This window comes from Amycolatopsis sp. NPDC031561, assembly GCF_055580625.1.
This window is the reverse complement of sequence record NZ_JBVILA010000010.1, coordinates 74,257-98,558: the sequence shown is the minus strand read 5'-3', so window position 1 is coordinate 98,558 and position 24,302 is coordinate 74,257. Positions and strand designations below refer to the sequence as shown.

General features: G+C 69.7%; 19 protein-coding genes and 1 riboswitch. Of the genes, 14 read left to right on the top strand and 5 right to left on the bottom strand.

Features of this window, described 5'->3' with window-relative positions; genetic code table 11:
• The first annotated feature begins 31 nt into the window (after positions 1-31).
• Genes cbiE through ACZ5IK_RS21510 form a run of 5 tightly spaced genes read left to right on the top strand, consistent with a single transcriptional unit; the run spans position 32 to position 6,823 of the window.
• Positions 32-1,177: a precorrin-6y C5,15-methyltransferase (decarboxylating) subunit CbiE gene (gene cbiE, locus ACZ5IK_RS21530; RefSeq protein WP_465489263.1), complete on the top strand. Its 1,146-nt coding sequence runs from the start codon at positions 32-34 to the stop codon at positions 1,175-1,177.
• Positions 1,174-1,935 carry a precorrin-4 C(11)-methyltransferase gene (gene cobM / locus ACZ5IK_RS21525; RefSeq protein WP_465489262.1) on the top strand — a complete coding sequence of 254 codons (762 nt, stop codon included), beginning with the start codon at positions 1,174-1,176 and terminating at the stop codon, positions 1,933-1,935. The genes cbiE and cobM overlap by 4 nt, the downstream gene beginning before the upstream one ends.
• Positions 1,932-2,927: a Gfo/Idh/MocA family protein gene (locus ACZ5IK_RS21520; RefSeq protein ID WP_465489261.1), complete on the top strand. Its 996-nt coding sequence runs from the start codon at positions 1,932-1,934 to the stop codon at positions 2,925-2,927. The genes cobM and ACZ5IK_RS21520 overlap by 4 nt, the downstream gene beginning before the upstream one ends.
• Positions 2,924-3,670, top strand: coding sequence for a cobalt-precorrin-6A reductase (locus ACZ5IK_RS21515; protein WP_465489260.1), 747 nt, complete (start codon positions 2,924-2,926; stop codon positions 3,668-3,670). Before ACZ5IK_RS21520 ends, ACZ5IK_RS21515 begins: the two co-directional genes overlap by 4 nt.
• Positions 3,671-3,703: 33 nt before the next feature.
• Positions 3,704-6,823 (top strand): arabinosyltransferase domain-containing protein, encoded by a 3,120-nt coding sequence (locus tag ACZ5IK_RS21510; RefSeq protein WP_465489259.1) that lies wholly within the window; start codon positions 3,704-3,706, stop codon positions 6,821-6,823.
• Between the two features lie 83 nt (positions 6,824-6,906).
• Here ACZ5IK_RS21510 and helR read toward each other — a convergent pair whose 3' ends face one another.
• The 4 genes from helR to ACZ5IK_RS21490 form a co-directional block, all read right to left on the bottom strand.
• Positions 6,907-9,075 carry an RNA polymerase recycling motor ATPase HelR gene (helR, locus tag ACZ5IK_RS21505; protein ID WP_465489258.1) on the bottom strand — a complete coding sequence of 723 codons (2,169 nt, stop codon included), beginning with the start codon at positions 9,073-9,075 and terminating at the stop codon, positions 6,907-6,909.
• Positions 9,076-9,340: 265 nt separating this feature from the next.
• The gene (locus tag ACZ5IK_RS21500) at positions 9,341-10,846 is read right to left on the bottom strand and encodes a precorrin-2 C(20)-methyltransferase (RefSeq protein WP_465489257.1); all 1,506 of its coding nucleotides are present in this window, start codon (positions 10,844-10,846) and stop codon (positions 9,341-9,343) included.
• Complete coding sequence (locus tag ACZ5IK_RS21495) at positions 10,843-11,466, bottom strand: precorrin-8X methylmutase (protein WP_101605730.1); 624 nt, start codon at positions 11,464-11,466, stop codon at positions 10,843-10,845. Before ACZ5IK_RS21495 ends, ACZ5IK_RS21500 begins: the two co-directional genes overlap by 4 nt.
• Positions 11,463-12,569, bottom strand: coding sequence for a precorrin-3B synthase (locus tag ACZ5IK_RS21490; protein WP_465489256.1), 1,107 nt, complete (start codon positions 12,567-12,569; stop codon positions 11,463-11,465). Before ACZ5IK_RS21490 ends, ACZ5IK_RS21495 begins: the two co-directional genes overlap by 4 nt.
• Positions 12,570-12,667: 98 nt before the next feature.
• Between ACZ5IK_RS21490 and ACZ5IK_RS21485 the strand changes: the two genes are divergently transcribed.
• From ACZ5IK_RS21485 to cobN, 8 genes are all read left to right on the top strand, one after another.
• On the top strand, positions 12,668-13,573 hold the full coding sequence (locus ACZ5IK_RS21485) for an ABC transporter ATP-binding protein (RefSeq protein ID WP_465489255.1): 906 nt from the start codon (positions 12,668-12,670) through the stop codon (positions 13,571-13,573).
• Positions 13,573-14,424, top strand: coding sequence for an ABC transporter permease (locus ACZ5IK_RS21480; RefSeq protein WP_465489384.1), 852 nt, complete (start codon positions 13,573-13,575; stop codon positions 14,422-14,424). The genes ACZ5IK_RS21485 and ACZ5IK_RS21480 overlap by 1 nt, the downstream gene beginning before the upstream one ends.
• A 3-nt stretch (positions 14,425-14,427) precedes the next feature.
• Entirely contained in the window at positions 14,428-14,673 is a 246-nt protein-coding gene (locus ACZ5IK_RS21475; protein ID WP_101605726.1) for a helix-turn-helix transcriptional regulator, read from the top strand.
• Positions 14,670-15,344, top strand: a complete 675-nt coding sequence (locus ACZ5IK_RS21470) for a hypothetical protein (RefSeq protein ID WP_465489254.1) — start codon at positions 14,670-14,672, stop codon at positions 15,342-15,344. Before ACZ5IK_RS21475 ends, ACZ5IK_RS21470 begins: the two co-directional genes overlap by 4 nt.
• A 55-nt stretch (positions 15,345-15,399) precedes the next feature.
• The gene (locus ACZ5IK_RS21465; protein ID WP_465489253.1) at positions 15,400-15,627 is read left to right on the top strand and encodes a hypothetical protein; all 228 of its coding nucleotides are present in this window, start codon (positions 15,400-15,402) and stop codon (positions 15,625-15,627) included.
• Positions 15,591-15,932: a hypothetical protein gene (locus ACZ5IK_RS21460; RefSeq protein ID WP_465489252.1), complete on the top strand. Its 342-nt coding sequence runs from the start codon at positions 15,591-15,593 to the stop codon at positions 15,930-15,932. Before ACZ5IK_RS21465 ends, ACZ5IK_RS21460 begins: the two co-directional genes overlap by 37 nt.
• Before the next feature lie 210 nt (positions 15,933-16,142).
• On the top strand, positions 16,143-17,390 hold the full coding sequence (locus ACZ5IK_RS21455) for an HNH endonuclease signature motif containing protein (RefSeq protein ID WP_465489251.1): 1,248 nt from the start codon (positions 16,143-16,145) through the stop codon (positions 17,388-17,390).
• Positions 17,391-17,605: 215 nt separating this feature from the next.
• Positions 17,606-17,681: riboswitch (cobalamin riboswitch) on the top strand.
• A 53-nt stretch (positions 17,682-17,734) separates the two neighbouring features.
• Positions 17,735-21,316, top strand: a complete 3,582-nt coding sequence (gene cobN, locus ACZ5IK_RS21450; RefSeq protein WP_465489250.1) for a cobaltochelatase subunit CobN — start codon at positions 17,735-17,737, stop codon at positions 21,314-21,316.
• 200 nt (positions 21,317-21,516) lie between these two features.
• On the opposite strand, the gene ACZ5IK_RS21445 is transcribed toward cobN, so the two are convergent.
• Complete coding sequence (locus tag ACZ5IK_RS21445) at positions 21,517-22,605, bottom strand: dihydrofolate reductase family protein (protein WP_465489249.1); 1,089 nt, start codon at positions 22,603-22,605, stop codon at positions 21,517-21,519.
• 117 nt (positions 22,606-22,722) lie between these two features.
• Between ACZ5IK_RS21445 and ACZ5IK_RS21440 the strand changes: the two genes are divergently transcribed.
• On the top strand, positions 22,723-24,294 hold the full coding sequence (locus tag ACZ5IK_RS21440) for an ABC-F family ATP-binding cassette domain-containing protein (RefSeq protein ID WP_465489248.1): 1,572 nt from the start codon (positions 22,723-22,725) through the stop codon (positions 24,292-24,294).
• Positions 24,295-24,302: the final 8 nt, after the last annotated feature.

The following is a 24,302-nucleotide window of genomic DNA, read 5'->3' as shown; positions in this document are numbered from 1 at the left end:
CGATCATCGCATAGGAAAACCTTCATCTACGGTGACGAACGTGCGCGAAAAATCACCCCTGACGGTCGTCGGGATCGGGGCCGACGGCTGGTCCGGCCTGTCCGGGCAGGCCAGGGAAGCGGTGCTGCGCGCGGACATCGCCGTGGGCTCGCCGAGGCAACTCGCGTACCTGCCCTCGGAGGTGAAATCCGAGCCGTGGCCCAGTCCCCTGCTCCCCGCCCTGGACGACTTCCTGGCGGGCAAGGGCCATGTCTGCGTGCTGGCCAGCGGCGACCCTCTCCTGTCCGGCATCGGCTCGACGCTCCTCCGGCGCGGCTACGACGTCGAGGTCCTGCCGTCGCTCTCCTCGGTGACGCTCGCCCGCGCGAGGCTCGGCTGGGCGGCGGAGGAGACCGAGGTGGTCACCGTCGTCGGCCGCGCGATCGGCCGGATGAGCCGGGCGCTGGCGCCGGGCCGGAAGATCCTCGTCCTCGGCGCGAACGCCGAAGACCTGCTTGACCTGCTGAAGGCCCGCGGATACGGACGGAGCCGCGTCACCGCACTGTCCGACCTCGGCGGTCCGGACGAGCGGATCGGCCCCGGCTCGCTGACCGTGTTCGCCATCGAGGCCGACGGTCCCGCGCTGCCGCTGACCGGCCTGCCGGACGACGCCTTCGAGCACGACGGCCAGCTCACCAAACGCGACCTCCGCGCGTCCGCGCTGGCCAGGCTCGCGCCGTCGCCCGGCGAACTGCTGTGGGACGTCGGCGCGGGCGCGGGCAGCGTCGGGATCGAGTGGTCCCGGGCGCATCCGCTGAACCGGGCGATCGCGATCGAACGCCTCCCGGAGCGAGCCACCCGGATCGCCCGGAACGCGGACACGCTCGGCGTCCCGGAACTCGACGTGGTGATCGGCGCGGCCCCGGAAGCACTCGAAGGACTGACCAAGCCGCACGCGATCTTCCTTGGCGGCGGGTTGACCGTTCCGGGTGTTCTGGACGCCTGCCTGGCGACCGGCGCACGGATCGTCGCGCACGGCGTGACCCTCGAATCCGAACAGGCGCTGGCCCGCGCGTACACCGAACACGGCGGCGAGCTGATCCGCGTCGGGGTCGAACAGGCCGCGCCGCTGGGCGGATTCACCGGCTGGACCCCGGCGCGAGCCGTGACGCAGTGGAGCTATCGGAGCAGACCTTGACCGTGCACTTCATCGGCGCCGGTCCCGGCGCCGCCGACCTCATCACCGTGCGGGGCCGTGACCTGCTCGCCCGCTGCGGAACCTGCCTGTACCCCGGCAGCATGACGCCGACGGCGCTGCTGGAATACTGCCCGGACGACGCGGACCTCGTCGACACCGCGAACCTCGACCTGCCCGCGATCGTCGAGCGCATGGTCGAGGCCCACCGGAACGGCCACGAGATCGCGCGGCTCTGTTCCGGGGATCCGTCGATCTACAGCGCGGTCGCCGAACAGATGCGCCGTCTCGACGCGGCCGGCGTCCCCTACGACGTCACCCCCGGTGTTCCCGCGTTCGCCGCCGCGGCCGCGCTGCTCAACCGCGAGCTCACCGTGCCCGAGGTCGGCCAAAGCCTGGTCATCACGCGGGCGCAGGCCCGCTCCACGGCCATGCCATCGGGGGAAACGCTCGCCAACTTCGCGCGCACCGGCACCACGCTCGCGCTGCATCTGGCGATCAACCGCATCGAGCAAGTAGTCGACGAATTGCTGCCCTTCTATGAAAAGGACTGCCCCGCGGCGGTGGTGGCGCTGGCGAGTCAGCCCGGTGAGCAGGTGCTGCGCGGGACTCTCGGGACCATCGCCGCTCAGTCCCGTGAAGCCGGGATCAGCCGCGCGGCGATGATCTTCGTCGGGAAAGTCCTTGCCGCCGAAGGGTTTCCCGACAGTTTCCTGTACTCGGCCACGCGTGATCGCGCGAATCAACCGGAGTCACTGTGAAGAACCTGCGCTGGGGCCTGCTGGCCGCCGGGACCATCGCCGCCGAGTTCGCGGCGGGCGTCGAAGAGAGCAAGCACGGCGTGCTCGAAGCCGTCGCCGCGCGGTCCGGCGACCGGGCCGCCGAGTTCGCGAGCCGCTTCGAGATCCCGAAATGCTACGGCTCCTACGAGGATCTGCTCGCCGATCCGGACGTCGACGCGGTCTACATCTCGACGCCGCATCCGCTGCACGGCGAATGGGCGATCCGCGCGGCCGAGGCGGGCAAGCACATCCTGTGCGAGAAACCGCTGACCGTGTCCGTCAGCGAGGCCGAGAAGGTCATCGAAGCGGCCCGCGTCAACGACGTCTTCCTCATGGAGGCGTTCATGTACCGGCTGCATCCGCAGATCCGGCGGCTGGCCGAGCTGATCTCCGGCGGCGCCATCGGCGAGGTCCGCGCCGTGGACGTCGCCTTCAGCTACAACTTCGCCGTCCCCCGGCTCACCGATCCCGCGCTGGGCGGCGGCGGGATCTTCGACGTCGGGTGTTACTGCACCTCGCTTTCGCGGCTGGTCTCGCAGGCCGCGACCGGGCAGGACGTCGTCGAGCCCGAAGAAGTGCTCGGGATGGCGAGGCTCGACGAAAACGGCATCGACGAGGTCGCGTTCGGGCTGCTGCGGCTGCCGGACGGGATCCTCGCGCAGCTGGCTTGCGGCTTCCAGCTGACGCAGGACGACCACATCCGCGTGTACGGCTCACAAGGACAGCTGTACGTGCCGAAGCCGGCGTGGATCCACGAAATGCGCAGGCCGAAGACCTCCCAGATCATCCTCACGCCGGAAGGCGGGGAACCCGAGGTGATCGAAGTCGAGGCGACGCAGGGCCTCTTCGCCCGCGAAGCCGACCACGTCGCGACGCACCTCGAAGACCGTCAAGCGCCCGAACTCACCTGGGCGGAGACGCTCGCCAACCTGCGCACCCTCGAACGCTGGCGTGCCGCCGTAGCCCGATGAGAGTGCTCATCCTGGGCGGCACCGGCGAAGCACGCGAGCTGGCGAAGGAGCTGGCGGCGCGCGGCGAACACGTCGTGTCGTCGCTCGCGGGCCGCGTCGCGCGTCCGAAACTGCCGGACGGTGAAGTCCGCGTCGGCGGCTTCGGCGGCCCGGAAGGTCTCGCGCGCTGGCTGGCCGAGAACGACGTCGCCGCGCTGATCGACGCCACCCACCCCTTCGCCGAACGCATCGGCGCCAACGCGGCCGAAGCCGCGCGCGAAACGAGCACACCGTTGCTCAGGGTCGCCCGGCCTGGCTGGACCGAACAGCCCGGCGACACGTGGCACTGGGCCGACGACCTCGACCACGCCGCGCGGCTGCTCCCGGCTCTCGGCGAACGCGTGTTCCTCACCAGCGGCCGTCAAGGTCTCGCCGCCTTCGCCGGGCTCGACGACCTGTGGTTCCTGATCCGCTGCGTCGATCCACCCGAGGTGCGGCTCCCCAGGCGGTGCGAAGTCCTGCTGGACCGCGGCCCGTACACGGTGGACAAGGAACGCGGGCTGATGGAACGGCACGGCGTCGAGGTGCTCGTCACGAAGGACAGCGGCGGCGCGATGACCGCCGCGAAGCTCACCGCGGCCCGCGAACTCGGCCTCCCCGTGGTCGTCGTCCGGCGGCCGCGGCGACCCGAAACCGCCAGCGTGACGACGGTTCAGGACGCCTTAACCTGGCTCGACGCCGAGACCAAGGGCAGCCCTGCGTAAGCCGTTCGGACCAGACCCGTTAGCGTTGCGCCGATGCGTTTGATCGCTGTCACGCTGGGGTTGCTTTCCGCCTTGTGCGCGTTGGCTTTCCCCTTCCTGCCGGTGGTGCAGGACACAGCGGAGGTCGTCTGGCCAACGGGCGGCGACACCCGCTCCGTCAACGCGCCCTTGACCGGGTACTGGGCTCAAGACCTGCGCGTCGATCTGCCGTGCACGACCGTCCGGTCGCTGGACGCGCGTTCACAGGGCCAAGCACTGCTGTTCTCGACCGTGCCCGACGGCCGCACCGACCCGCGTGCGGGCAAGGGCGTCGGCCTGCAGCTGCGCATCGACAACGGCGTGCTGCTCGCGTCCAGTCAGGGCCAGCAGATCGTGCAGCAACCGCTGCCTCCTCAGTCGACGACTCCTCCCAACTGCGACATCAAACTCGTCGCCGACGCGAACCAGATGACGCTGACCGTCGCCGAGACCGTGGTCTTCCACGCCGAGGGCGACGTCCGGCCGAGGCTGGTCGGGATCTACTCGTCGATCAACGCGGGCAAGGACCCGATCGCCGGGCTGCACGTCTCGGTCGTCCCGGACACCCGCTACCAGACCTCGCCGACGGTGCTGAAGTGGATCATCGGCCTGATCGCGGCGCTGTCGTTCATCGGCTGCCTGATCGCGGTGTGGCGGATGGACTCCGGGTTCGCCCGCCGCGCGCCCCGCTGGGCGCCGGTCGGCTGGTGGCGGCTGACCGCCCGCGACGCGACGGTGATCGTCGCGCTCGGCGCGTGGGTCTTCATCGGCCCGGTCACCTCGGACGACGGCTACATCCTCACGATGTCCAGAGTCGCCGAAGACACCGGCTACATGACCAACTACCACCGCTGGTTCGGCGTCGCCGAAGCGCCGTTCGGCTGGTTCTACCACGTGTTCCAGTTGATGGCGCACGTCAGCACGGTGCCGCCGTGGATCCGGCTCCCGTCGTTCGTGCTCGGCGTGCTGAGCTGGCTGCTGATCAGCCGCGAGGTCATGCCGCGCCTCGGCACCCAGGTCCGGACGAGCCGCGCGGCCGGCTGGGCCGCCGCCGCGGTCTTCCTGGTCTGGTGGATGCCGTTCAACAACGGTGTCCGGCCGGAACCGGTCGCCGCGCTGGGCTCGCTGCTGGCGATCTGCGCCGTGGAGCGCGCGCTCGTGACGCGCCGTCTGCTGCCGCTGGCCCTCGGCCTCACCGCGGCCGGGTTCACGCTGGCCGCGACGCCGACCGGGCTGATCGCGGTCGCGCCGTTCCTGGTCGCCGCCCGCCCGCTGTTCAAACTGGTCCGCCAGCGCGCCGAGAACGGCTGGCTGCCGGTGCTCGCGCCGGTGCTGGCCGCCGGGCTGCTGGTGCTGATCGTGGTCTTCGCCGACCAGACCTTCGCCACCGTGCAGGAGGCGACCCGGATCCGCACCCAGGTCGGCCCGAACCTGTCGTGGTTCCAGGAGCTCGCGCGCTACCAGTTGCTCTTCGAAAGCCTGCCGGACGGCTCGATGCCGCGCCGCTTCCCCGTCCTGCTCGTGTTGCTGTGCACCGGCACCTGCCTGGTGGTGCTGCTGCGCCGCGGCCGGATCCCGGGCGCCGCGCTCGGCCCCAGCCGCCGCCTGATCGGCACGGTCGCGCTGTTCTTCCTGCTGCTGGCGCTGACGCCGACCAAGTGGACGCACCACTTCGGCGCGTTCGCCGCGGTCGGCGCGGCCATGGCGGCGCTGACCGCGCTGGCGACCAGTTCGACGGTGCTGCGGTCGAGACGGAACCGGGCGGCGTTCCTCGCCGGGCTGCTCGTGGTCGGCGCGCTGGCCGCGACCGGGCCCAACTCGTTCTGGTTCGTCTCGAAACTCGGGGTGCAGTGGACCGGGGTGGCGCCGTCGATCGGCGGGATCCCGCTGTCGACGATCCTGCTCATCGCGGCCGCGATCTCCGGCATCTACGCGTTCGTGGAGAACGTCCGCGCGCACCGGCCGGGACTGCCGGCGGGGCCGCAGGAAGGCCGGAGCCGGTCGCTGCGGCTCGGATCGCTCTCGCTGGTGGTCGTCTGTGGCCTGATGGCCGGGGGCGAGTTCGTCAGCATGGCGTGGGCGATCCACAACCAGGCCGGTTCCTACAGCCTCGGCGCCGCGAACTTCGGGCATCTGTCCGGCAAGAGCTGCAACCTTTCCGACCACGTGATGGTGGAACGGGACGCCGCGACCAGCATCCTGCGGGCCCAGCCCGAACAGCGGACGGTGCCGGTGAAGAAGGAGGAGCCGCCCGCCGGGCAGACCCCGCCGCCGCTGCCCGATCCGGAACAGGACAACGGCCGCGTGCAGACCGGGTTCCACACCCGCGCGATCGACGACAAGGATCCGCTGGCCGAACCGCCGCACGGTTTCAAGCCCGACGAAGTGCCGATGTGGAGCAGCTTCCTCGACCCCGAGACGCGGGCCGGACGGCTTCGCAGCGATTGGTACGCCCTCGCCGAGAAGCCCGCTGACGGCCAGATCGTGGTCGCCACCGCGGGTGCCTCGCGGCGGCCGACGTCGGTCAGCCTCGACTACGGCGTGAACACCGGCGAAGGCGTGAAGATCGTCCGGAGCCAGTTCGTGCTCCCGCCGGGCGCCGGGACCAACGGCTGGAACGACACCCGGATCAACCTGCGCGACCTCCCCGCCGAGACGACGTCCGTGCGGATCAACATCGTCGACAACGACCTCACCGAAGACGGCTGGATCGCCGCCTCGGCACCGCGCGTGCCGACGTTCACCACGCTGACCGAGAAGATCGCGGGCAAGCCGGTGTACGTCGACTGGCCCGCGTCGTTCGTCTACCCGTGCGTGCAGCCGGTGACCTCGCACGACGGCATCTCGAAGATGCCCGAGTACCGGATCACCGCGGGCGCCGTGGCCGACGAGGCGAACTGGGCGTCCAGCACCAACGGCGGTCCGATCGGCTGGCTCGAAGAGGTCGCCGCCGAACCCGAGGTGCCGAGCTACCTGATCGGTCAGCCGAGCCAGTCGTGGGGCCAGCTGTTGCAGGTCGAACCGTTCACCGAGGGGATCGCGCCGACGATCATCCACGGCGAGAAGGTCGTCCCCGGCTGGTGGTCGCCGGGTCCCGGCCCGAGGCAGCCGAACGGCAAGGACCCGACGCGCTGAGCTGAAGGGGCCTTTCCCGCATAGGGCGCAGCGAAGGGGCCCTTCACCGCATGTGATGCGGTGAAGGGCCCCTTCGGCTCTCTCTAGAGCCCCGCCAACGCCGGCGGCAAAGCATCGCCGTAGAGCACCCCGAGCCGCTGCGTGGCGCGGGTGAGCGCGACGTAGAGCTCGGCCGCCCCACGTGGCCCGTCGGCGAGGATCCGCACCGGATCCACCACCAGCACCGCGTCGAACTCGAGCCCCTTCGTCTCCGACGCGGGCACCGTGCCCGGCACCCCCGGCGGCCCGATCACCACGCTGGTGCCCTCGCGGCCCTCTTCGTCCTTGACGAACTCCTCGATGGCCCCCGCCAGGGAATCCCCGGTGACCTTCCGCGCCCACGGCGCGACACCGTTGGAACGGACCGACTCCGGCGCCCGGACGTCGGGCGCGAACTCGGCGAGCACCGAGGCCGCGACGGCCATGATCTCCGCCGGCGTCCGGTAGTTCACCGTCAGCGAGCGGTAGACCCAGCGGCCCGGCACGTACGGCTCCAGCATCGCGCCCCAGGACCGCGCCCCGGCTTCGGACCGGCGTTGCGCCAGATCGCCGACGACGGTGAACGACCGGTTGGGACAGCGCCGCATCAGCACCCGCCAGTCCATTTCGGACAGTTCCTGTGCCTCGTCGACCACGACGTGCCGGTACGTCCAGTCCCGGTCCGCCGAGGCCCGCTCGACGAGGCTGCGCGTGTCGTGCTCGACGAACCGGTCGGCGAGTTCGTCGGCGAAGAGCAGGTTTTCCGCGGACAGCAGGACGTCCTCGTCCATCTCCTCGCGGTCCAGCTTCATCGTGTCGAGCACACCTTCGGCGTACTCGGCCTCGGCCCTCTTCTCCCGCTCGACGGCCTTCTCAGCCGCCTGCTCCGCCGCTTTGTCACGGCCGAGCAGATCGACGAGTTCGTCGAGCAGCGGCATGTCCGACACCGTCCAGGCTTCCCCGTCGGCGCGCAGCAGCGCCTGGTCGGCACCGGCCGCCGTCAGCCGTTCCGGTGACGCGTAGAGCGACCCGAGCAGGCCCTCGGGCGTCAGGATCGGCCAGAGCGCGTCGAGCGCGGCGGTGAACGTCTCGCTCTCCGCCAGTTCCTTCAGCAGGTCCTTCCGCAGCCTCTCCCATTCGTCACGATCGTCCCGGCTCAGCCAGCCGCGGCCGATCCGCGCGATCGCCCGCTCGGTCAGGACGTAGGTGACGATGTCGGTGAACGTCACCCGCGCTTCGTTGTGCGGCAGGCCGCTCTTGCGCGCCTCGTCCCTGGCCCACTCCGCGGTCTCTGCGTCGATCCGGACGGTGACGTCGGACAGGTCGATCGGCAGCGGCTCCTCCGGCAACCGCCGGCGATCGGCGACGGCGGCGGCCAGGACGTCCAGCATCTTCAGCGAACCCTTGAGCCGTGCCACTTCCGGGCCGTCCTCGGCGGTGACGTGCTTGCCGGGGACGAAATCACCGGTGGTCATGAACACCACGTCGGTCTCGCCCAGCGACGGCAGGACCCGGCCGATGTGGTGCAGGAACGCCGGATTCGGCCCGACCACGAGCACGCCGTGGCGCTCCATCCGCTCGCGCTGGGTGTAGAGCAGGTACGCGACGCGGTGCAGCGCCACCACGGTCTTCCCGGTACCCGGCCCGCCCTCGATCACCAGCACGCCGGGGTGCTCGTGCCGGATGATCTCGTCCTGCTCGGCCTGGATCGTCGCGACGATGTCGCGCATCCCCTCACCGCGCGGCGCGTTGACGGCCGCGAGCAGCGCCGCGTCGCCTTCCGCGTCCCCGCCGGGGCGGCCGAACACCTCGTCGGTGAACCCGATCACCGCACGCCCGTGCGTGTGGAACTGGCGACGGCGGCGCATCTTCTCCGGCGTCGCGGCGGTCGCGGTGTAGAACGGCCGTGCCGCCGGTGCCCGCCAGTCGAGCAGCACCGGTTCGTAGTCCTTTTCCTCGTCGAAGAGACCGATACGGCCGATGTGGAAGGTCTCCCCCGCGTCGCTGTCCAGCCTGCCGAAGCACAGGCCGTTGTCCACGACGTCGAGCCGCCGCGACTCCCTGGCCAGCGAACGCACCTCGACGTCGCGTTCCATGGCCGTCGCGCCGGTTCCCCCCAGCGCGGCCTGGAACTCCCCCTTCACCCGCGCGCGTTCGGCGTCCAAGCGCGTGTAGAGCCCGGCGACGTACTCGCGTTCGGACCGCAGCTCTTCTTCATGACCCTGAGTTGACACAGACTCCCATTTCGCCAGGTTTCGGCTACGGCGAGTGAGTTTGAAGCATGACCGGGGTCTTGTGGCAAGTCCCCCCATGCGCTATATGTTTATTACGGAGAGAGTCACGAACCACACGGTGGCGCGTATTCGAGCCCCGGAAAGTACCTCTTCCCGGCACCGGTCCTGGCCCGGGAGTCGTCCATCGCCCAGAGCCACTCGAGGCCAGTTCGCCGACGTCTCGCAACCGGACAGTCAGGCAGGCGCGCAACGCGGGGCTGGGCCGTCACTCGTAACTGCGGGGCGTCCAGACGATCCCGTTCTCGGCACGGGTCTTCGACGAACCCACGATCAGCAGGCAGCGCATGTCCACCTCCGCCGGATCGAGCGTGCCGAGGGTGACCACGCGGACGTCCTCCTCGGGACCGCCGACGTCACGGGCGACGACGACCGGCGTCTCCGGCGCGCGGTGCCGGAGCAGGACGTCGCGGGCCTGCGCGAGTTGCGTGGTCCGGGTGCGGGAGGCCGGGTTGTACAGCGCGAGCACGAGATCCGCCGCGCCCGCCGCGTCGAGCCGCCGTTCGATGATCTCCCACGGCTTGAGCCGATCGGACAGCGAAAGCACACAGTAGTCGTGGCCCAGCGGCGCGCCGACCCGGGACGCGGCCGCCTGCGCGGCGGTCACCCCCGGCACGATCCGCACCCGCGTTCCCGTGCCGTGCCCGGCGGCGAGCTGCTCCAGCACCGCCGACGCCATCGCGAACACACCGGGATCACCCGAGGACACCACCGCGACCTTGGCGCCGTTCGCGGCCAGTTCCAGCGCCTCGACGGCACGTTCGGCCTCGACGCGGTTACCCGACGCGTGCCGCTGCTGGCCCGCGCGCTGCGGTACCCGCGCGACATACGGGCCGTAGCCGACGACGTGTTCCGCCGCGGCCAGTTCCTCGGTCGCTTCGGGGGTCAGCCAGCCAGGGCCCGCCGGGCCGAGACCGACGACCACGACCTCGCCACCGGTGTGCGTTTCGGTCTTTCGCGGGCTCTCCGGTTCGTCGGCGAGCCGGGACGCGTAGGCCGGGCTGGGCAACAGCGCCAGTGAGAAGTACGGCACCGACTCCGGGTCGACGTCGGCGAACGGCTCGACACGCTGCGCCTGCCAGGTCGCGCGTTCGATGTAGAAGGCGTCGTCCAGCTTCCCGGCCTCGGCCAGTGCCTCGCGGACGTTGCCGAACGTGCGGCCCAGTTTGAGCACCGCGGCGGCCTGCGTGTCGGCGAGGCGGCGCGCGAGTTCCGGCGCGGGCAGGGTCCCGGGCAGGATGGTGAGGACCTCGTCACGCTGCACCAGTGGACGGCCGAGCACCGACGACGCCGCACTGACCGACGTCACGCCGGGCACGACGGTCGCCTCGTAGCGGTCGGCGAGCCGTTCGTGCATGTACATGTAGGAGCCGTAGAAGAACGGGTCGCCTTCGCAGAGCACGACGACGTCCCGTCCGGCGTCGAGGTGTTCGGCGAGCCTTTTCGCGCTGAGCTCGTAGAAGTCGGCGATGGCGCCTTCGTAGCCGCCGGGATGGTCGGTGGTCTCGGTGGTGACCGGGTAGACCAGCTTCTCTTCGAGCTGGCCGTCGCGCAGGTAAGGCTCGGCGACCGAACGCGCGATGCTCCGGCCGTGCCGGGCACTGTGATAGGCGATGACGTCGGCCTCGCCGATCAGCCGCGCGGCCTTCACCGTCATCAGTTCGGGGTCACCGGGCCCGAGCCCGACACCCCAGAGTTTCCCGGGCCCGCTCATTCGACCTCACTCGCCATCGCGTTGATCGCGGCGACGGCCATGGCGCTGCCGCCGCGTCGCCCGTGCACCACCAGGTACGGCGCGGGTGCCCGCTCGGCGAGTTCCACTTTGGACTCGGCGGCGCCGACGAAGCCCACCGGGACCCCGATGATCGCCGCCGGGGCACCGACCCCCTCGTCGAGCAGTTCCAGCAGGCGGAACAACGCGGTGGGCGCGTTGCCGATCGCCACCACGGATCCGGGCAGCTTGTCGCGCCAGAGCTCCAGCGCGGCCGCGGAACGGGTGGTGCCCATCCGCTCGGCCAGCCCCGGCACCTTCGGATCGGACAGCGTGCACAGCACCTCGTTGGCTGAAGGCAAACGCTTGCGGGTCACCCCGGACGCGATCATGTTCGCGTCGCAGAGGATCGGCGCGCCCGCTTCGAGCGCCGCACGGCCGGACTCCACCACGTCCAGGCTGTAGCGGAGGTCGTCGACCAGGTCGACCATCCCGCACGCGTGGATCATCCGCACGGCCAGCACCGCGACGTCGTCGGGCAGGATCGCGAGATCCGCCTCCTCGCGGATGGTGGCGAACGAATGCCGGTAGATCTCGGCACCGTCCCGGAGGTAGTCGATCACTGCTGTCCCTTCACTTCGGCACTGCCCTTCCGCGCCAACGTCGCCAACGTCTCCGTCAGCTCGCCGACCGGGACGAACACCCCGTCGACCAGATAGCCGTCCTCCGTAGCGAGCACGTCGACGTGCTCGCGCGCGGGTTTTCCGCACCGCCGTTCACATCCGGCGAAATGAACCCTCGGCGTCCGGCCCGTCCGCGCCGCGTCGGCCCGGACGTCGGCGAGCGACTTCGCGCAGCCCGGACGGCCGATACAGGCGCTGATCCCGAGCGACGGCGCGGCGGGATCGGTGATCAGACCGGCGTCGTCGTCGAGCGTGCCGAGGACCAGGATCGAGCGCCACGGCGTCACCACCGCGTTGCCTGCCTTCGCGATCGCGCGCGCCTGTCCGGTGGTCAGGCGGCCGAAGACCGGCGCGACTCCGATGGCGTCACCGATGGGCCCGATGGGCAGGCCCGGGTTCGTCTCGAAGACCCGCGGTTCTTCCTTTTCGCCCGGGATGTCCCGAAGAAGTCGTGCTGTGTCGGGAAGTTCGCCGATCCGCCAGGCCGTTCCCCTGATGCGAAGGAAAGCGCGCGCGACCGAAATCAGCGTCTCGACGGCGTGCTCCGCGGTGACGCGCAGGCCGGTGTCGGTGCCGTCGAGCAGCAGCGCGCCGTCGCGCCAGCAGACGTCGGCGCCCTCCCCCGCGACGTCGCCGCGGCCGCCGTCGAGGGCGAAGAGGAAACGTCCGGGGAGTTCGGCCAGCTCGGGAACGGCGCACAGGGCCTCGTCGAGCACCTGGGCAAGTTCTTGGGCGGTTTCGCTCAGGGGCGAGGCGAGGATGTTGCGGACGCGCTCGTGCGACGGCGAAGGCAGGAGCCCGGCCGCGGAGAGCCTGGCCGCGAGACCGGGACGGGTGACGCCGCGGAGCTGGACGTTGCCGCGGGAGGTCAGGTGGAGAGCACCGTCGCCGAGCTCGTCGGCGGCGTCCGCGAGGGCCCTGAGCTGGCCTTTCGTGATGGCTCCACCAGGCAGTCGCACCCGGGCGAGCGGACCGTCCGCGGCGTCGTGCGTGGCGAAAACGCCGGGGCACGCGTCGGCTCGGACACGCGTGCTCGTGGACATGCGCTCACTGTAGATGGCCACCTGGAGCGAGAGTACCTCTCAGATCATATGTAGTAGATGTGCTACATTCAGTCGCAGCACTGAGATGGGGGTGACCAATGAGAGATCCACAAGACGTGATGATCTCCGTCAAAGATCTCCGGATGCGCTACGGAACGAACGACGTCCTCCACGGCGTCGACTTCACCGCGCACCGTGGCGAGGTGATCTGCCTGCTGGGGCCCAACGGGGCGGGCAAGACCACGACGATCGAGATTCTCGAAGGCTTCCGGATGCGGTCGGAGGGCGAGGTCAGCGTGCTGGGCGTCGACCCGGCGCACGCGGACGAGAACTGGAGGGCGCGGCTGGGGGTCGTCCTCCAGGCCTGGCGTGACCACGCGAAGTGGCGGGTGCGGGAACTGCTGGAGCACCTCGGCGGCTACTACGCGCCGTATTCCACCGACCGCATCAAGCGGCCGTGGGATCCGGACGAACTGGTCGCCGCGGTCGGACTGACCGAGCACGCGGACAAGAAGGTCCGGATGCTCTCGGGCGGGCAGCGGCGCAGGCTGGATGTCGCGATCGGCATCGTCGGCCGTCCGGAACTGCTGTTCCTCGACGAGCCGACCGCCGGGCTGGACCCGGAGGCGCGGCGCGAGTTCCACGAACTCGTGCACCGGCTGACCGATGACGACGACACGACGATCCTGCTGACCACGCACGACCTCGACGAGGCCGAGAAGCTGGCCGACCGGATCCTGATCCTGAACCACGGCCGGATCGTCGCCGACGGTTCCGCCGACGCGCTGAGCAGGCAGATCGCCGGCGAAGCCGAGGTGCGCTGGACGCTGGACGGCCAGCGGTTCGTGCACTCGACGACGGAATCGACGAAATACGTGCACGAACTGTTCAAGCAGCACGGGGACGCCATCGGCGACCTCGAGGTCCGGCGGGCGTCGCTGGAGGACACCTACATGACCCTGGTCCGCCAGGCGGAATCCCCGCTCACGGAGGTGGGTGCGTGATGAACCCGATTCAGCACAGCGTGCGACTGGGCGTCCGACGAGGCTGGCTCGAAGCCCGCCAGATGATGACCAACAGCGAAGACCTGTTCAACACCTTCCTCTTCCCGGCGATCTTCGTCGTCGTCATGTTCTTCATGCGCGACGCGAAACTGCCGGGCATGGAGTTCTCGCTCGGCGCCGCCACCGTGCCGAGCGTGCTGGGCGCGTCGATCGTGTTCAGCGGCATGCTCGGGATGGCGGGCATCCTCGCCGTCGAACGCGAGGACGGCACGCTCCTGCGCGCCAAGGCGACGCCGAACGGCATGATCGGCTACCTCGTCGGCAAGGTCGTCACGGTGTCCTTCAGCACGGTCATCGGGATCCTGCTGGTGCTGATCCCCAGCCTGTTCCTGTTCGACGGCATCGCGCCCGGCGGATGGGCGTCGTGGCTGGGCCTGCTGTGGGTGCTGGTGCTCGGCCTGCTCGCCACCATGCCGATCGGCGCGATCTTCGGCTCGCTGACCACGAACGCGCGCAGCATCGGCCTGATCATGCTGCCCACGCTGGGGATCGGCGCGATCTCGGGGATCTTCTACCCGATCACCGCGCTGCCGGAATGGCTGCAGTACGTCGGGCAGGTGTTCCCGATGTACTGGCTCGGCCTCGGCATGCGCTCGGCGCTGCTGCCGGACTCGACGGTGATGATCGAGATCGGGCAGTCTTGGCGGTCATGGGAGACCCTCGGCGTACTGACCGTGTGGACCGTGATCGGATTGGCACTGGCCCCGGTCGTCCTGCGGCGCATGGCGCGGCGTGAGTCCGGGTCCTCGGTGGCGGCACGACGGGAAAAGGCGATGCAGCGAATTGGCTAGTTCATGAGCGAGGTCGTTTACAACCGGATCGCGATGCTACGGGCGGAACGGGGCATCTCCCGCCGCGAGCTCGCCGATGCGCTGGGCGTGCACTATCAGACCATCGGCTATCTCGAACGCGGCGAGTACAGCCCGAGCCTCTACCTCGCACTGCGGATCGCGGCGTTCTTCGAGGTGGCGGTGGAGATCATCTTCTCCACCGCCCCCTTCCCGCGGATCGGCGACTCCTCTTCGGAGCGTTCGGCGTGAACCTGGTGGAGCGGGCGCACGCGCACGCCGTCCGGCTGGGACGGGACCGGGTCGGTGGAGAGGAACTCCTGCTCGCCATTTTGGACGATGGCGTCGGGTATTCACTTCCCGGCGCCTTGGGGATTTCTCGCGATGTCCTCGTTTGGCAGCTGGAGAAAGCGCCCGCTTCCGACGTCGCTGCGGGCACCGAGTCGGGCTTCGCGGTCACCGCCGAAGTTCGCGAAGTGCTACGGCACGACGGCTTCCTCGAGATGCTCGCCGCGTTGTCGTCGGCCGGTGGCGGAGTGACTCGCGTGCTGGGCGAACACGGTGTGACGGAAGAGCAGGTTCGCGAGGCCTACGCCCGGATCTGGGCTCCGCTGCTCGACAAGAACGCCGTCTGGGGCGGGCCCGGCCCTGGCTCCCCCGCTCGTGGCCCTGCCGATCCGCCACCCGAGATCGACCTGCTCAGCGACCAGATCGCCGAGCACCGGCGACGCAAGGAAGCGGCCGTCGACGCGCAGGAGTACGCCCAGGCGGCGATCGTGCGTGACTCGGAGAAGGAGGTCGTCCGCCTGCGGTCCCGACTTATCCGGGAGTGGGCCGCGACGGTCGATCCGGTGGATCTCGCCGAGGCGGTCGTTTCCTTGCGGGAAGAGGTCGCGATGCTGCGGAAGCGACTCGCCGACTGATCGCGGTGACCGCTTCGCCGGGGTTGCTTGCGGCGAGCGAACCTACACTTCGCGGGTGACCTACGAAGAGCTGTTGGCGGTGCTTCCGGAAGGTGAGCCCGAGACGTCCTTCGGGGGACGCTGGGAGGAACGGTTCTGGCTGAACGTTCCCGGCCCCTTCTACACCGGCATCGCCGACAACTGCTGGACCGGCCGGTTGCACGCACCGCGTCATGTGCTCTACGGCGGGAGTATTTCGGCGAGTACGTGTATCGCCAGCCCGCGACCCCGGCCGAGGTCCTGAACCTGGTGGCGGCCGCGCGACAGGATCCGTATCGCGGTTATGCCTGCGACGGTGACAGCCGATGGACGGTCGAGTCCGTGCGTGAGTGGTGGCGCGACCGTGCCCGGGTCATCGAGCACCTGGAGGCTCTCCTGCCTTCGTGGTCGACCAGTGACAGGTCCGACGAGCGGGAAGCCGCCCAGGGAGTGAGGGACTCCGCCGCTTACCTCACCGAGGGGCTCGACGCGGATCTCCGGAAGTACCTTTTCCGGCTTGAAGAGGGCTACTACCCGGCGGGCTCCGGACCGCTACCTGATCTGGCGTGAGCGGGGTTGGTCGACGGGTGCCGCAGAGCCCGAGCGGTAGGCGACGAGCTGGCCGGAGCCGGCGCATGGGGCGCCTTCGTCTCGCAATTAGCCGACTAATGCGGTAACCGCGCCGACCCGACCGAATCACCCTTCAGTGGTAAACTTGCTGGTTCATTGTTGCTTAAAATTACGAACACATGTTCGATCAAATTGCGGTATTGTTGGGGCGTGTCCGAGACGGTCCTTCCCAAGTTGCCGCAGGAGCTGTGGCGCGCTGGCAAGCTGGAGCTTGCCCATGGCGTGCAGCAGTTCCTGCAGGTGATGCGGGTTGCCTCTGCTGGTCTGGGGCAGTATTTGGCGGAGATCGAATCGCGTGGCGCGAAAGACTTATACGGTTATGGCACAACGATTGCGTGGTTCGCCGATATCGCTGGGCTGAATCAGGGTGAAGCCCGGCCGTATGTGAATCGCGCGATTGATCTGAACCCGACGCGTGCTCTGGACGGCACCGAGATTCCGGCCTTTGCACCCGCCACGGCTGCCGCGGCTGCGGAGGGTGCGATCGGTGAGGAGCGGATCGAGCAGATCGTGAAGATCTTGCGGAGGATCCCGGCTGAGGTGTCAGTGGAGGATCGGGAGCACGCGGAAGAGACTCTCGCTGATCTTGCTCGGAAGGCGGGTCCGGGACAGGTGTCGGACCTCGGGGAGAACTTGCTGGGCTGGCTCGACCCGGATGGCAAAGAGCCGAAGGATCCCGAGCCCGCCCAGCCACGTCGCGAAGTGACCCTGGAACGTCGTAAAGACGGGTTCTGGAAGCTCAAGGGGCTGCTCGATGACGAGTTCGGCGCCCGGACTGCTGCGTTCCTTGAGGCTTATGCCAAACCCCGCCCGGTGGACGAATTCGGCCAAGCCGACCTTCGCACCAAACCTGAACGCCAAGGCGACGCTTTCGCCGATCTCGTGGATCTCGCTGTCGCTTGCCCCGATCAGCCCGGCACCAACGGCTACCGGACCTTGGTGCACGTCACCATCGGCCTCGACGAACTCAAAACCGGCCTCGGGACCGCCTGCCTCGACTTCGTCGGCACAATGACCGCCCGCGAAGCCCGCATGGCCGCCTGCGACTGCCTGATGCTCCCGGTGGTACTGAATGCCGCCGGGGAGCCGTTGGACGTGGGACGACTCAGACGGTTCGTCACCCCAGGACAACGGAGAGCCTTGAATATCCGGGATCGCGGGTGCGCGTTCCCCGGCTGTCACCGCAGACCGAAGAACTGTCACGCCCACCATATTCATCACTGGGCAGACGGTGGCCTCACCGATCTCCGCAATCTTGTGCTGTTGTGCTCGTTCCATCACCGATTGATCCACCACGGTGACTGGGAAGTCCGCATGGCGGCCGATGGGTTGCCGGAGTTCATCCCGCCCCAGTACTTGGACCCGCTACGAAGACCCCGGCGCAACACCCTGGCCTGACCCCGAGGAGCCCGCCAGCCACACCGGCGACGGGCCCCTCGGCATGCCCACACCCCGCCAAGACCGCCAGCACCCACCCCGCTCGCATCACCAGAAACAGTCCGAAACCACCACACCAGACCCGCCACCAGCGAAAACACCCCTGCCGGACACATCACCTTGACTCCCGCCGGACCGCACCGGAGAGTGAGCGGGAACCCACGCGTCGGCAGAGGGAGGAACCCGGTGAGAGTCCGGGGCGGTCCCGCCACTGTCACCCCTCCCAGCCACAAGAGGGGAAGCCAGGAACTCCGGCCGTCGCGACCGCACGACCCGGGGCGCGGACACCCCGAGTGAGGACTGCCGTGATCCTGCTTCTGTCCACATCGGACACCGACCTGCTCAGCGCCCGCGCCGGCGAGGTCGACTACCGGCTGGCCAACCCCGCCCGGCTCGACCTGGCCGAGTTGCCCGCTCTGCTCGACGGCGCCCAGATCGTCGTCGTCCGGATCCTCGGGTCGGAACGCAGCTGGCAGGAGGGGCTCGACACGGTCCGCGCGAGTGGCGCGCACGTGGTCGTCCTCGGCGGCGAGCAGACGCCGGACGCGCAGCTCATGAAGCTCTCGACGGTCCCGGCCGGTACGGCAGCCGAGGCTCACGCGTACCTCGCGCAGGGCGGGCCGGAGAACCTCACTCAGCTGCACCGCTTCCTCAGCGACACGCTCCTGCTCACCGGCGACGGTTTCGAGCCGCCCAAGGTGCAGCCGCTGTGGGGCGTCCTCCAACGCACACCGAAGCAAACAAACGGCCCGGTCATCGCGATCCTCTACTACCGCGCGCATCACCTGTCCGGGAACACCGAGTTCGTCCACGCCCTCTCCGACGCCATCGAGGACGCCGGGGGCCGCGCGCTCCCGATCCACTGCGCGTCCCTGCGCACCCGCGAGCCGGAGATGATGGCCGAGCTGGCCAGGGCCGACGCGCTCCTGGTCACCGTGCTGGCCGCCGGCGGCACCAAGCCGTCCGAGGCCGGGGCGGGCGGGGACGACGAGGCGTGGGACGTCTCCGAGATGGCCGCGCTCGACATCCCGATTCTCCAGGCCCTCTGCCTCACCAGCGACCGCGAGACCTGGTCCGCGAACGACGACGGCCTCTCCCCGCTCGACGCGGGCAACCAGATGGCCGTTCCCGAGTTCGACGGCCGCCTCATCACCGTCCCGTTCTCGTTCAAGGAGATCGACGACGACGGCCTCCCCAAGTACGTGCCGGACGCCGAGCGCGCGTCCCGGGTCGCCAAGATCGCGCTCGCCCACGCTCGCTTGCGCCACACGCCGCCTCAGGAGCGCAAGATCGCGCTGATGCTGTCCGCGTACCCGACGAAGCACTCCCGCGTCGGCAATGCCGTCGGCCTCGACACGCCCGCCTCCGCGATCGAGTTGCTGCGCCGCATGCGCGACCGGGGGTACGACCTCGGCGAGGACCCGTTCCCCGGCGTCGAGCCCACCGGCACCGACCAGCCCGACGGTGACGCGCTGATCCACGCGCTCATCGCCGCGGGCGGCCAGGATCCGGAGTGGCTGACGGAAGAACAGCTGTCCGGCAACCCGATCCGCGTCCCGGCCGCGAAGTACCGCGAGTGGTTCGCCGGGCTGCCCGCGGAACTGCGCGAGGGGATGGAGGAGCACTGGGGTCCCGCGCCCGGTGAGCTCTACGTCGACAACGGCGACATCGTGCTCGCGTCCCTGCAGTCCGGCAACGTCATCCTGATGATCCAGCCGCCTCGCGGGTTCGGCGAGAACCCGGTGGCGATCTACCACAACCCGGATCTCCCGCCGAGCCACCATTATCTCGCCGCGTACCGCTGGCTGGAGGAGGAGTTCGGCGCGCACGCCGTCGTCCACCTCGGCAAACACGGTTCGCTGGAATGGCTTCCCGGCAAGACCGCGGGTCTCTCGGACTCCTGCGCGCCGGACGCCGTCCTCGGCAACCTGCCGCTGATCTACCCGTTCCTGATCAACGATCCCGGCGAGGGCGCGCAGGCGAAACGGCGCGCGCACGCCACGATCGTCGACCACCTGATCCCGCCGATGGCCCGCGCCGAGAGCTACGGCGACATGGCCCGCCTGGAACAGCTTCTCGACGAGCACGCCAACATCGCCGCGATGGACCCGGCGAAGCTGCCCGCGGTCCGCGCGCAGATCTGGACGCTCATCCAGGCGGCGAAGCTCGACCACGACCTCGGTGTCGAGGAACGCCCGCACGACGCGGAGTTCGACGACTTCCTGCTGCACATCGACGGCTGGCTGTGCGAGGTCAAGGACGCCCAGATCCGCGACGGCCTCCACATCCTCGGTGCCGCGCCGGAAGGCGAGGCCCGGATCAACCTCGTGCTGGCGATGCTGCGCGCCCAGCAGATGTGGGGCGGCAAGCAGGGCGCGGTTCCCGGACTGCGTTCCGCGTTGGGCCTCAAGGAGAACAGCGACGCACCACTGTCCGAAGTAGACGCCATCGAGCAGAAGGCCCGCTCACTCGTCGAGGCGATGGAGGCCCGTGACTGGTCCCCCGCCGCCGTCGCCGAGGTCGTCGCCGACGTCCCGGAACACCAGGACGTCGCCCGCGTGCTGACCTTCGCCGCCACCGAGATCGTGCCGCGGCTGGCGGGCACCGGCGCCGAGATCGACGCCGTGCTCCACGCGCTCGACGGCGGCTACATCCCGGCGGGCCCCAGCGGTTCTCCCCTGCGCGGCCTGATCAACGTGCTGCCGACCGGCCGCAACTTCTACACCGTCGACCCGAAGGCCATCCCGAGCCGTCTCGCCTGGGAGACCGGGCAGGCGCTCGCCGACTCGCTTCTCCGCCGCTACAAGGAGGACACGGGCGACTGGCCGCGTTCGGTCGGCCTCTCGGTGTGGGGCACGTCGGCCATGCGCACGTCGGGTGACGACGCCGCGGAAGTCCTGGCCCTGCTGGGAGTCCAGCCGGTCTGGGACGAGGCGTCGCGCCGCGTCACCGGGATCGAGGCCATCTCGCTCGCCGAACTCGGCCGCCCGCGCATCGACGTCACCGTCCGGATCAGCGGCTTCTTCCGCGATGCCTTCCCACACGTGATCGCCCTGATGGACGACGCCGTGCGCCTGGTCGCGAACCTGGACGAACCGGACGAGCAGAACTTCGTCCGCGCCCACACCCGCGCGGATCTGGCCGCGCACGGGGACGAACGCCGGGCCACCACCAGGATCTTCGGTTCCAAGCCCGGCGCGTACGGCGCGGGCCTGCTGCCGCTGATGGATTCCGGGAACTGGCGCGACGACAAGGATCTCGCCGAGGTCTACGCGGTCTGGGGCGGCTTCGCCTACGGCCGCGACCTCGACGGCAGGCCCGCGCGCGAGGACATGGAGAACTCGTACAAGCGGATCGTGGTCGCGGCCAAGAACACCGACACCCGCGAGCACGACATCGCCGACTCCGACGACTACTTCCAGTACCACGGCGGGATGATCGCGACGGTCCGCGCGCTCACCGGGACGGCGCCCGCGTCCTACGTCGGCGACAGCACCACGCCGGACGCGGTCCGCACCCGCACCCTCGGCGAGGAGACCGCCCGCGTGTTCCGTGCCCGCGTGGTCAACCCGCGCTGGCTGGCGGCGATGCGCAAGCACGGTTACAAGGGCGCTTTCGAGCTGGCGGCGACTGTCGACTACCTCTTCGGTTTCGACGCCACCGCCGGCGTGGTCGGCGACTGGATGTACGAAAAGCTCACCGAGTCCTACGTGCTCGACGAGGTCAACCAGGAGTTCCTGCGCCAGGCCAACCCGTGGGCGTTGCGCGGCATCATCGAGCGGCTGAACGAGGCCGCCGACCGGGGGCTCTGGGCGGAGCCGGACGCCGACCTTTTGGCTCAGCTGCGCGAGGTCTACCTCTCGCTGGAGGGGGACCTCGAATCCTGACATCACCCGCTGGAGCGCGGTCATGGCCCGCCCGGCGGTACCACTGTCGTATGCGCAGAACTTAGCGTGACAGGGCGGTGGGATGACAACGATCGGGAGGACAGCGATGATCAAGCGTCTGTTGAAGGTCGTGCTTCGCCACGGTTGCTGCTCGGCGTGCACCGGTCAGGGCTGCGGCTGCTGCGACGCCTGTAAGTAGGTCAGGGGCGGACACCCGGGATATGGGTGTTCGCGCGGCGGACGTCGGCGGCGAGGGCGGGTACCTCGATCACCCGGCGTCCGGCCGCTTCCAGCGTTTCGGCGCCGACGCAGTCGACGAACACCGACGGCTCGCGCCAGGCGAACACGACGCGGGGAATGTCGGCGTCGAGGATGAGCTGGGTGCAGCTCCGCGGATGTGACGTCCGGGAGCTGCACGGCTCCAGCGACGTGTACATGGTCGCGTCCGCCAGTCTCGGGTCCCCTGGTTCGAGTTTGGCGAGCGCGGCTTCTTCGGCGTGGTTGTTCGGATCGCCGTCACCCGAGTAACCGGTGGAGATCACTTCGCCGTCGGCGCCGGTGATGACCGCACCGACGCGGAAGGTGCGCGGCGGGCAGTTCTCGGCCAGCGCAATGGCCTCGCGCAGCCGCAGAATGTCCACTTCGGACGGTTCCGGCGTCGCGTGGTACTCCAGGACGGCGATTTCGCCCAGCCGGGTGCTGTCGACCAGCGTGAGCCCGCGAGGAAACGCGCCCGGGCCGGTGAACCGCGGCGCGCGCGGATCGCCGACGAAGAACGGCGCGATCGCCACGTGCAGTTCGTCGACGAGTCCCTCGGTGAGGAACTGGGTGTGGATCGCGCCGCCGCCTTCGACCATCAGCCGCCGGATGCCGCGCGCGTGGAGGTCGGCCAGCATTTCCCGCAGGCCCGCCAGTTCGACGACGGTCGCCTTCACACCCGTGACGACACCGGGCGGCGCGTAGACCAGCTTCTCCGCGTCCCCGACGGTGAAGAACTGTGCGGCCGGATCGAGCGAGCCGCTCCGGGTGAGCGTGACCTTGACCGGCTGTTCCGGACGCCCGGCCGCGACGCGCCCGGCGACCCGCTCCGGCGAACGGACCAGCAAGCGGGGATTGTCCGCGCGGACCGTGTTCGCGCCGACGAGGATCGCGTCCGACGCCGCGCGCAGGCCGTCCACTCTGGCCCAGTCGTCCTGGCTGGACAGCACCAGCCGGGTGTCGGTCGCGTCGTCGAGGTAGCCGTCCAGCGAGACCGCGGCGGACAGCAGGACGTGGGGGCGTTCGGTCACGCCGCCAGTATGCCCCCGCTAAATCGGTCGCACCGGAACCGCCGCCCGGCTACGGTGGCCCGGTGATCTTCTGAGACGAACCTGCGCCCTCATCCCACCTCCTTCGCAGGGAGTCTCATGTCTTCTTCCTTGACGTTTTCCGACGTCACCTTCACCTGGCCCGACGGTGTCCCGGTGTTCGAGCGCCTTTCGCTCACCATCGGGGCCGGCCGCACGGGCCTGGTCGGCATCAACGGCTCCGGCAAGTCCACGCTGCTGCGCCTGCTCGCGGGCGGGCTGAAGGCCACCACGGGCTCCGTCACCGCACCGGGCGAGCTCGGTTACCTGCCGCAGAACCTCGTCCTCGACACCGGCCGCCGCGTCGATGACGTGCTGGGCGTCACCGCGATCCGCGCGGCGATCAGGGCCGTCGAGAGCGGCGCCACCGCCGAGGAGCACTTCACCACCATCGGCGACAACTGGGACGTCGAGGAGCGCATCCGCGCGATCCTCGATCGGCTCGGCCTGGGTGCCGTCCGCCTCGACCAGCGGGCGGGTGAGCTGTCCGGTGGCGAACTCACGCTGCTCGGGCTGGCCGCCTTGCTCCTGCGGCGTCCCGCCGCGCTGCTGCTCGACGAACCGACGAACAACCTCGATCTGCGGGCACGCGAACTCGTGCATCGCGAGGTGGAGGGCTGGAGCGGGATCCTCGTGGTGGTCTCCCACGACCGCGAGCTGCTCCAGCTGGTCGACAGGATCGTCGAGGTCCGCGACCGCGAGGTGACCACGTACGGCGGCAACCTCGCGGACTACGAGCATGCCGTCGAGGTCGCCCAGGAAGCCGCGCGCAGGCACGTGCGCGCGGCGGAATCGGACGTCAAACGGCAGAAGCGCGAGCTGATCGAGGCCGGCATGAAACTCGCCCGGCGGGCCCGCTACGGCCAGAAGATGTGGGACCAGAAACGCGAACCCAAGGTCCGGATGCGCAAACGCCAGGAGGACGCGCAGATCGCCGCGGGCAAGCACCGGAACCTGCACGCCGGGAGGCTGGAGGGCGCCGTCGAAGTGCTGAAGGCCGCCGAGGAACTGGTGCGGGAGGACGCCGAGATCCGCGTCGAGCTGCCGGAGACCACGGTCGCACGGGGAACGGACGTACTCCGGATCGACGCCGAACCCCGGTTCGGCCCGCCGGTGAACCTGCACGTCATGGGCCCCGAGCGGATCGCGCTCGTCGGCCCGAACGGGTCGGGGAAGACGACCTTGCTCCGCACGATCACCGGCGAGCTCCCGCCGCGCTCGGGCGAAGTGCGGCTGTTCGTCCCCAGCAGGCTGCTCCCCCAGCGGATCGACATCCTCGACGACGCGATGTCCATTGTGGACAACGTGCGCCTGGTCGCGCCGTCGCTCTCGGACAACGAGATCCGCGCGAGGCTGGCGCGATTCCTCTTCCGTGGCAAGGCGGCCGACCGCGAAGTCGCGTCGTTGTCCGGCGGGGAACGTTTCCGGGCGGCGCTGGCGGCGCTGCTGCTGACCGAACCCGCGCCGAAACTGCTGCTGCTCGACGAGCCGACGAACAACCTCGACCTGGCGAGCGTGCGGCGGCTCACCGAAGCGTTGCTGGCCTATCGGGGCACGCTGATCGTGGCGAGCCACGACCGGCCGTTCCTGAAGGACATCGGCATCACGAGGTGGCTACTTCTCCGCAATTAGTCCTCTAG